The 7,933-nt window shown below is 33.0% G+C and carries 8 protein-coding genes; all 8 read left to right on the forward strand.

What is annotated here, in order from left to right; genetic code table 11:
- Positions 1-31 precede the first annotated feature (31 nt).
- Positions 32-694, forward strand: a complete 663-nt coding sequence (locus RR539_RS09705; RefSeq protein ID WP_332500378.1) for a pilus assembly FimT family protein — start codon at positions 32-34, stop codon at positions 692-694.
- Positions 695-1,468: a PilW family protein gene (locus RR539_RS09710; protein ID WP_332483781.1), complete on the forward strand. Its 774-nt coding sequence runs from the start codon at positions 695-697 to the stop codon at positions 1,466-1,468.
- Positions 1,469-1,483: 15 nt separating this feature from the next.
- Entirely contained in the window at positions 1,484-2,488 is a 1,005-nt protein-coding gene (gene pilM, locus RR539_RS09715; RefSeq protein WP_332483780.1) for a pilus assembly protein PilM, read from the forward strand.
- A gap of 13 nt (positions 2,489-2,501) precedes the next feature.
- Positions 2,502-3,050 (forward strand): PilN domain-containing protein, encoded by a 549-nt coding sequence (locus tag RR539_RS09720; RefSeq protein WP_332474713.1) that lies wholly within the window; start codon positions 2,502-2,504, stop codon positions 3,048-3,050.
- Between the two features lie 5 nt (positions 3,051-3,055).
- Positions 3,056-4,225 carry a hypothetical protein gene (locus RR539_RS09725; RefSeq protein ID WP_332483779.1) on the forward strand — a complete coding sequence of 390 codons (1,170 nt, stop codon included), beginning with the start codon at positions 3,056-3,058 and terminating at the stop codon, positions 4,223-4,225.
- Positions 4,203-4,640 (forward strand): type II secretion system protein, encoded by a 438-nt coding sequence (locus RR539_RS09730; RefSeq protein ID WP_332474715.1) that lies wholly within the window; start codon positions 4,203-4,205, stop codon positions 4,638-4,640. The genes RR539_RS09725 and RR539_RS09730 overlap by 23 nt, the downstream gene beginning before the upstream one ends.
- Before the next feature lie 13 nt (positions 4,641-4,653).
- Entirely contained in the window at positions 4,654-7,509 is a 2,856-nt protein-coding gene (locus tag RR539_RS09735) for a hypothetical protein (protein ID WP_332474716.1), read from the forward strand.
- 116 nt (positions 7,510-7,625) lie between these two features.
- Positions 7,626-7,933 (forward strand): hypothetical protein (locus RR539_RS09740; protein WP_332474717.1); only part of this gene is annotated, 308 nt, incomplete at its 3' end.

The following is a 7,933-nucleotide window of genomic DNA, read 5'->3' on the forward strand; positions in this document are numbered from 1 at the left end:
TTATTCAATAATAGTTTAGGATAGTGATTTTATGAAAAAAGGTTTTACTCTTATTGAAATGATAATTGTTGTAGCTATTATAACTATTCTCTGTTCAGTGGTTTTTCTAAGTTCACTATCAACCCTTAAAACATCAAAGGTAGAGGGCTTTAGTAATGAGGCCCTCTCTTTAGTAAGAAAGCTATATGATCTTCAATTGTCTGAGGGGAAATTTGTTGATCAGGTAGGGATTATGTATAAGGGGAAGTATGACCTTGCAAGTACTTATAATATTTTGTTTGAATCAGAAGATGATGACAATAAGAATATTACAGGTATAACTGCTGTGTTAAGAAACAAGGAGAATGTTATCGATAGGGTATCTCTTTCAAACATAATTTCAATTAAGGATTTGACTATAACTTTTGAAGAGAAATTATTAGACGATAATGCTGATAGATTAAACACAATTTATCCAAGGGAAGATGATGGTTCAATTGATGAGTATATGTTTACATTTGACTCTAAGGGAAGGGTAATCCGTTCATTTGATGATGATTTAGATGATGATGACGATGATGAGGACCTTCTTGAGATTAGGACTATTAAGAATGCTAGGATTAAATTTGATTTAAGTGATGGAGGATTTGAAAGGGTTATATCCATATCAACTCCACCATCAGGAAATATTGTACTAGAAAAGAGGGGTAAGTAGATGAAGAAAAAAGGATTTACCCTAATAGAATTAATGGTTGCAGTTGCAATTCTTGTAATGATATTTCTAGCATTATATGACCTATATATTAGTAGTTTCAAATTATATAAAAACGATCAAAATAGAGCCAAGGTAGATATTGAGGTTAAGAATTTTTCAGATTCGTTATATGGCTATCTTAAGTCATCCTATCAGGATTCAATTGAGGTAGCATCAACTAGTGACTTAGGTTCTATTAGTGAAGCTAATTTAACAAGTCCTAAGGATTCTATATTTATGGCAGTATATCAAAATTCAGACCCTGCTATTTACAACTTAAAGGGTGACATAGTTAAAGAGGTTCAGCCAGCAGTAGGATACCTTCATAGAGGGGTTCTCCCTAAGGTATTATCAGGTAAGAATTTTGAAGAGAGCAACCACTTGTATGGCAATAGTTGTACATTACTTACTGATTGTAAATATAAGAATAAAAATTATCATTATGTAATGTTTACCCTAAAAGGGGACAAGGCTGGAGAGAAATATATAGAAACAATTTCTAATATATCTAAGGGGCAAGATAATGAGCCGGTAGGATATACTAATATGCCAGGAACTAAGACAAAGGCACTTGAGGGAATTGTTGAAGGATTTAAAATAACTCCAACATATAGTGAGGTATTAATTGGTCTTGATACTAAAAAGGTGTTAAGCAAAATAAGTATTACCATTGATTATAGTTATGGTAAAGGGAAGATAGATACTATGACCCAGGATTACACCATAAGAAATTAGGAAAAGGTGAAGGTTATGAATAATAAGCTTTGTATTGAGTTTGGTTCTAACAGTATAAGATTTGCCAAGGGAAAGTTTCGTCATGAGTTTCTAATTGACAGTTTTTTTACCCTTTCCCTAGAAGGCGAAACACTTATAGATAGTGCTTATGATGAGTATTTTTTAGGAGAAATGATTAAAAATGAGCTTAAGGCTAGAGGTATAAGAGATAGGGGAGTTACCTTTATTATTTCTGCTATGCCGAATATGCTAGTTCGTGAAATTAACATACCTCCTGCAAGTATTAAAGATACCTATGGAATGGTTAAACAGGAGGCGGGTTCCCACTTTCCTATTAACCTAGATAACTATGTTATTGACTTTAGAGTTGTTGGGATTTTTGAAGAGGATGGAGTGAAAAAGCAAAAGGTAATAGTTATTGCAGTGCCTAAATTCCTAATCGAAAGGCTAATAGATATTGCAAATGCAGCAGATTTAAGACTAGAGAAAATAGACGTTGAAGCTAATACACTATCTAAGCTTTTGTTTGAATATCAGCAACAGGAATATACCGTATCTAACAGGCCAAGTCTTATATGTGCTGTACAGGACACATATTTAACAATGGTAATAGTTAAAAAGGGTGTTATTCAGATGTCTAAAACATCTTCATATGAAAGTGTTGAGGCAGCACTTGATACGGCGCAGGAGTCATATAACCAGGCTGCAGGTACTAGGGAAATAGGAAGTGAAGCTTCAGAGGGTGAGTACAATATAGCAGAAAGAAGAATTACAGGTGAAATAGCAGATAATATAGCAAGATACCTTAGTTTTTATACATCTAAGCATAGAGAGGATATGGAGACTGTATATATAACAGGTGAGGTAGGAGAGAAGTTAGACATAGGCTCCGCTGTGAGAAGTAGATTTGAAGTAAAAGCAAAAACAATCGACGATCTTAAGGTAGTAATAACTAATAGAGAATATAAGGGTAGAGACGTATCAGAGTATAAAAACGTTTTTGGAGGACTTTTAAGATAAAGGAGAGTTTTCTATGTTTTCAAATACAAATAAGGATATAAATTTCCTTGAGGCCTATAGCTTTAAAGGAAAAAGAAATGGGGTAGATGCTAGGGTTTTTATAACCATACTTATTGTAGAGCTTGCTTTACTAGCTGGTACTAGTGGATTTATGTTTGGAAGCAAAAAGCTAACAGAAATAGAGAACACTACCCTAACATCTCAAATTCAAGAACTTTCACATGTTGAAAAGCGTATGGCTGAGGTGAAAAGTGAAGGGATATTATTAAAATCAAAACAAGGCATAAAAGATGCAGCAATAAATATTAACAATGTTACTTATAATACTTTAACTATTTTTGAGGAAGTATTAACTAGTGATATGTCTATTGAGAATATGACAATTGACATGAAAAGCCTTAACTTTATAGTTAAGGGGGCAAAGGAAGATAATTTTGCCCAGCTTATGCACAACATGGAGTCAAGCGGACTGTTTAGTAAGGTTACTATAAGTGCAATAAGCTCGAAGGAAGAAGATGGATTTAGAAGAGCCTCTGTTAATGCAGAGATTGTTAGGAAGTGATAGAAATGAAGCTAAGCATGAGGGTAACAGAAAGAGATAAAAAGCTTTTATCAATTCTAGGTATTGTTGTTGTTGGAGCATTGTTTTATTTCTTTGCATTAGACCCACTATATAGTGGAATGACATCAGCAAAATCAGAAAATCAAAGACTAACAGCTAAGGTTAATGAGCTAAAGGGCTTTGAAAACGATCTTAACCTAAATAGGGAGAAGTATGATAAGCAAAAGCTTGATTATATGGGCCTATCAAGGCAGATTCCAAATAACCTTACAGAAAAATATGTAATAGTTGATACCTACAATATAACTAAACAGGTATCAGCAGAGGCTGAAAGTTATTCATTCTCTCCAAGAACTGAAATCAAAAGCATGGAGTCAGTAGCAGGGGAAGAGAGTTCAGCTATTACTAAGGGACTTTATTCATATGGTGCAACAACTAACTGGAAGCTAGGATATGCAGAGCTTAAAAGGCTAATTAAGCTCTCAGAGAAGTTTGAAAGTGTATTTGTTTTAGATAATTTATCTATAACACCTGATGAGGCAAATAAGCTTAATTTATCATTTGCAATTAACTTTATTGGATATGATGATGAAAAGGCTCCGCTTAGAGTATTCAATGGGCTTAACCTACCAACAGGAAAATCAACTATCTTCTCATCAGCACCAGCTTTAGGAGGAGAATCTGTAGTACCACCGCCAGTAGTAGGAGGTACAAGTACATCTCCTAATACATCTATATCAACTAATAACAGCATAACCCAAATAGACAAGACAAAGGATTTTGTTCTAGCTCTATCAACTACAAATTCTCCAACAAGCTCTTTAGTAATAGAGAAGTCAGGAGATAGTAAGAACATATTCGGAGGAAATAAGTCATTTGAAAATGCTGAAATAACCCTTAAAGGCAAGGGTGGTAAGTATGAGTATAGTATGGCAACAAGTAAGGAAAGGTTCCCTGTAAGTGGACTTAAGGAATTCAAACCTAATAGTAAGGATATAGTACTTCTTGTATATTCAACAGCTCGTAAGGGTGAAAGTGATAAGAATGTTATAAATATTAAGCTTAACAATGAAACAGATAAGAAGGTATATGTTTATGTTATAGGTGATGATGCCAAACTACCAAGATGTAGTATTACAAAGGGTGGTAGCAATGTGTATGTTGAAAAGAGATAAGAAAAAAGGTGTTACACTGATAGAGCTTATAATAGCTCTATCAGTATTTATATTACTTGCAATTCCAGTAACTAACGGAATACTTGCAAGCATTAAAACTAATAAGGCTGCAACAGAAAATAGGGATATGTCACTTGCTATGAGCTATGCATATGAGAACCTAAAAAAGGCGGCTAACGATGGAAGATTAGTTTTAGACGGAGGGGTAACTAATTCAAGTATTAAATATACAGGAAAGCTAGATACCTACTCATTTAGTTATAATGCTGAAACAATAGCTAAGCTTGAATCTAAGGAAAGTATAGATAAGCCAAATAATATTGAATTTAAAAGCAATATGATAAAGCTAACAATAACTTTAAGATCAGGTAATGGAAGTAGTAAAAGTGAAACATATAATTTTAAGGTTGATTAGGAGGAGGTACTAGATGAAAAATAGAAAAAAGCATGGTTCAGCTACATTTTTAGTAATAATGGTAATGACTGTTGTATTAATACTATCTTTTAGCTTAGTGCCTCTAACCCTTTCTAGTATTAATCAAAGTAGTATGATGTATAGAAGAAACAAAGGGTTTTATGGTGCTGAAGGATCTCTTGAAAAGGTGCTATATCATGTTGATGCCTTTTCAGAAAGAGCTAGAAAAAAGGTTAACGAGGAATGTTTTGATATTAAGAATAAGATTCCTAATATGAATGATATATATATTGCAAAGATTTATGAAATGCACAGTAGTGCAGTAGCTGCTATTATGGCTACAGAAAACCCAGGTAAAGATTTTTTAATTGCTGAAGAGGATAAGCTTTTAGAAGATAGGGTTAGGGCATATTATATGTATAAGTACAACTTATATATGCAGGATTTCTTCACGTCTAATAACACATCACAAATTAAGCAAAGCCTTAATCTAAAGGATAATTTAATTAATTCAACAGGGGAAAACTTTTTTACATGGACAGACCTTAAGGGGGATATAGAGTCCTCTAAGGATAACGGGAATCAAAAAATTGTACTTATTGAGACTCTTAATGAAATAAGGGCAGGTAGTGAGTTTGAAAGATTTATACCAACAGGTAGTGGCGCTAGTATAGGAGATTTTACTAGTGCTAATATTGGTAAAATAGAAAAATTAAAATCAAAAGAACAGATTGTAAATCCACAGGAAATTATGACAGAGTTCGAAAATAAAGTAATGATTAATAAAGATCCATTAAAAGAAACATTCTATATCAAAACCTTAGATGATAAAAATACTTCAAAGTACGCCACAGTAACAATTGAAATGGACCCATTAAAGGAATCTCAACTGAAAACTGAAAATGTAACAGGTAGCTTATACAGTAGTGTACTTGATTATGGAATTATATCTGAGAAGAATCTTGCAGTAGGAAATAATTTAACGGTTAATTCAGATGTAATAGTAAATGGAGAAGTAGATCCTAAGGATAAGCCTAGTGATAATGACTTCACTAAAGAAGTTAGATATGGGGGTATCATAGCTGGACATGATCAGGCGTTATTATCAAAGTATAAAGTGCCTGGAATAGTTTCAGGTGCAAAAGGGAATGTAACTATCAACGGAGATGCATATGTTGGTCATAATATAAATGACGAGAAAACCCCAAGCTTTCAAGGTGGATTTGTTCAAACTGCAACTGATGGTTCTACTATAAATATTAAAAATAATGTATTTTGCCACTCTGTTATGGTGGGTAAAGGAGTAGATGGTATAGGTAAAGATTCTATATCAATAGGGGAAAGTGCTTTTGTTGCAGATAATGTTACTCTTAATGGACTTGATGCCAATGTAAATATAGGAAAAAATATTGTTGGTTATGAAGATGGTGCTGAAACGAATAGTAAGGCACAATACTTAGCATCACCTTCAATTGCTATTAATAAGTATGAAGAGGATGGGTCTACTAATAGTAGTAAGCTAAAGGTTGGTGGACAGGTAACCTTGTTTGGAGAAGTATTTGCAGAATCTTGGGTTAGAACCGTTGCGGCAGATGAAAAAAGTGAGGCGCCACCAGGGACTAAAGTTTTATATAAAACTTTTCAAACAGTAGGAATATATGGCAATCTTTATGCTTTCTCAGAATACTTCTGGGAGCTTGGATTACAATCAAAAAAAGAGTATAAAGATGAGTGGTATTCTACTTATGAGCTTATAGGAGATCCTGAACTTCAGAAACCTGATTTTATTGATAAATATAAGGCAGATAGTAAAATTGGTTCTTCATATATACTTGATTATCTAAATAATAAAGAAGTAACTGCAGATGGGGTAATAGGAGGGTTTGATTTAGGAAAAGGATGGCTGGAGGTTCCTAATATTAATATAAATTCTCCAATAGATAAAGATTTGCTTAATTATATGGATATTCTTGGGGCTGATGTAAAGGCTAAAAAAGATATATTAGAAGACATTAAAAGTAACGATGGTGTATCTCCTATAGGTGTTGAGGATTTTGCTAGTAGAATCAATGGAAATGGAGGAAGTGGACTTAATATTAGTTACTTTAATAGTTTCTTTATTCAAGATGGTAAAATTTACTTAAATTATTTGAATGATCACGACGACCCATTTTATGACTATAATATGGAGTTAATTAATAATGTTAACGCTAAACTTGGAGGAACAGAGTCAGATAAAAGAGTAATACTGCCAGCAATAGAATATAGGGATGAGTTTACTGGTAAAAAAGTAGAAGGATATGAAACCGTGTCATTATTAGGTCAATTAAATAATAGAATATTTGATCCTATAAAGGTCACTTTATCTAGAAGACTTAATTTAGAGGACGTTGTAACATATAAGACTTTAGATGAAAATGGATTTAGTGATTATAAGAGTAAAAAGGGATTAGATAGATGTTTTAATTGGGATGTTCTTAAGGGTGTAGATATTAAGTCAGATCCTACAGACAAAGAGTATATTTATATTTCTAATGGAGATATTCATATTACACAATCAGATAATTTAGATGGGAAAGATGTACTTATAATTAGTAGAGGAAATGTGATTATCGACTCACCTACTAATATTAATATTAAGGGGAATATACTGGCTAGAGGAAATATAATTACTAAAGGTGGGGCAATAGAAATAACACCAGATAAGGCAGCTGCTACAAGATTAATTAATAACTGTAGTGACCCAAGACTTGCTGAGTTTTTTAAGGTAAGTTCAAGTGGGAAGCCATCTAGCACAGTAATAGAAACTATAACTAAGCAAAATAAAACTAATATTAGTGTTGTTTCAAGAAAAGAGCTATTAAATTAATTTATAGCTAGTTAAGAGACATTTATCACAGCTTCAACATAAAATATAGTATATTTTATTAGATTTTTTAGGGTATCGACTTTGCTAGATATAAATTAGCAGTAAGGGGGGATTTTATGAATGTTTTGAAAAGCCCACTTAAGAGGTATTTGAGCATAGCCTTAAGTACTATCTTAACACTAACTTGTATAACACCTATGGGAGCTAAGGCAGCAACAAGTGGGAATATAACAGTAGACGGAAGTGCACAAAGAAGCGTTACTGTTGATAAAACATCTAAAACAGCAACAGCACATTATAATGTTGACTTGAATTTGTACGGACTAGATGCGACGCCTTCATCAACAAAGAAAAATGTTGTTATAGCAGTAGACTGGACAAGTGATAGTGAGCAGAATATTAAAAATGCTATTAATAAGGTTTT

The sequence above is a fragment of the Clostridium sp. genome (assembly GCF_036639235.1).
Lineage (GTDB): Bacteria > Bacillota > Clostridia > Clostridiales > Caloramatoraceae > Clostridium_AB.

Bases quoted from the DNA above. Each gene is read 5' to 3' on its own strand.
- RR539_RS09705 (WP_332500378.1), top strand. From the start codon at position 32: ATGAAAAAAGGTTTTACTCTTATTGAAATGATAATTGTTGTAGCTATT.
- RR539_RS09710 (WP_332483781.1), top strand. From the start codon at position 695: ATGAAGAAAAAAGGATTTACCCTAATAGAATTAATGGTTGCAGTTGCA.
- pilM (WP_332483780.1), top strand. From the start codon at position 1,484: ATGAATAATAAGCTTTGTATTGAGTTTGGTTCTAACAGTATAAGATTT.
- RR539_RS09720 (WP_332474713.1), top strand. From the start codon at position 2,502: ATGTTTTCAAATACAAATAAGGATATAAATTTCCTTGAGGCCTATAGC.
- RR539_RS09725 (WP_332483779.1), top strand. From the start codon at position 3,056: ATGAAGCTAAGCATGAGGGTAACAGAAAGAGATAAAAAGCTTTTATCA.
- RR539_RS09730 (WP_332474715.1), top strand. From the start codon at position 4,203: ATGTGTATGTTGAAAAGAGATAAGAAAAAAGGTGTTACACTGATAGAG.
- RR539_RS09735 (WP_332474716.1), top strand. From the start codon at position 4,654: ATGAAAAATAGAAAAAAGCATGGTTCAGCTACATTTTTAGTAATAATG.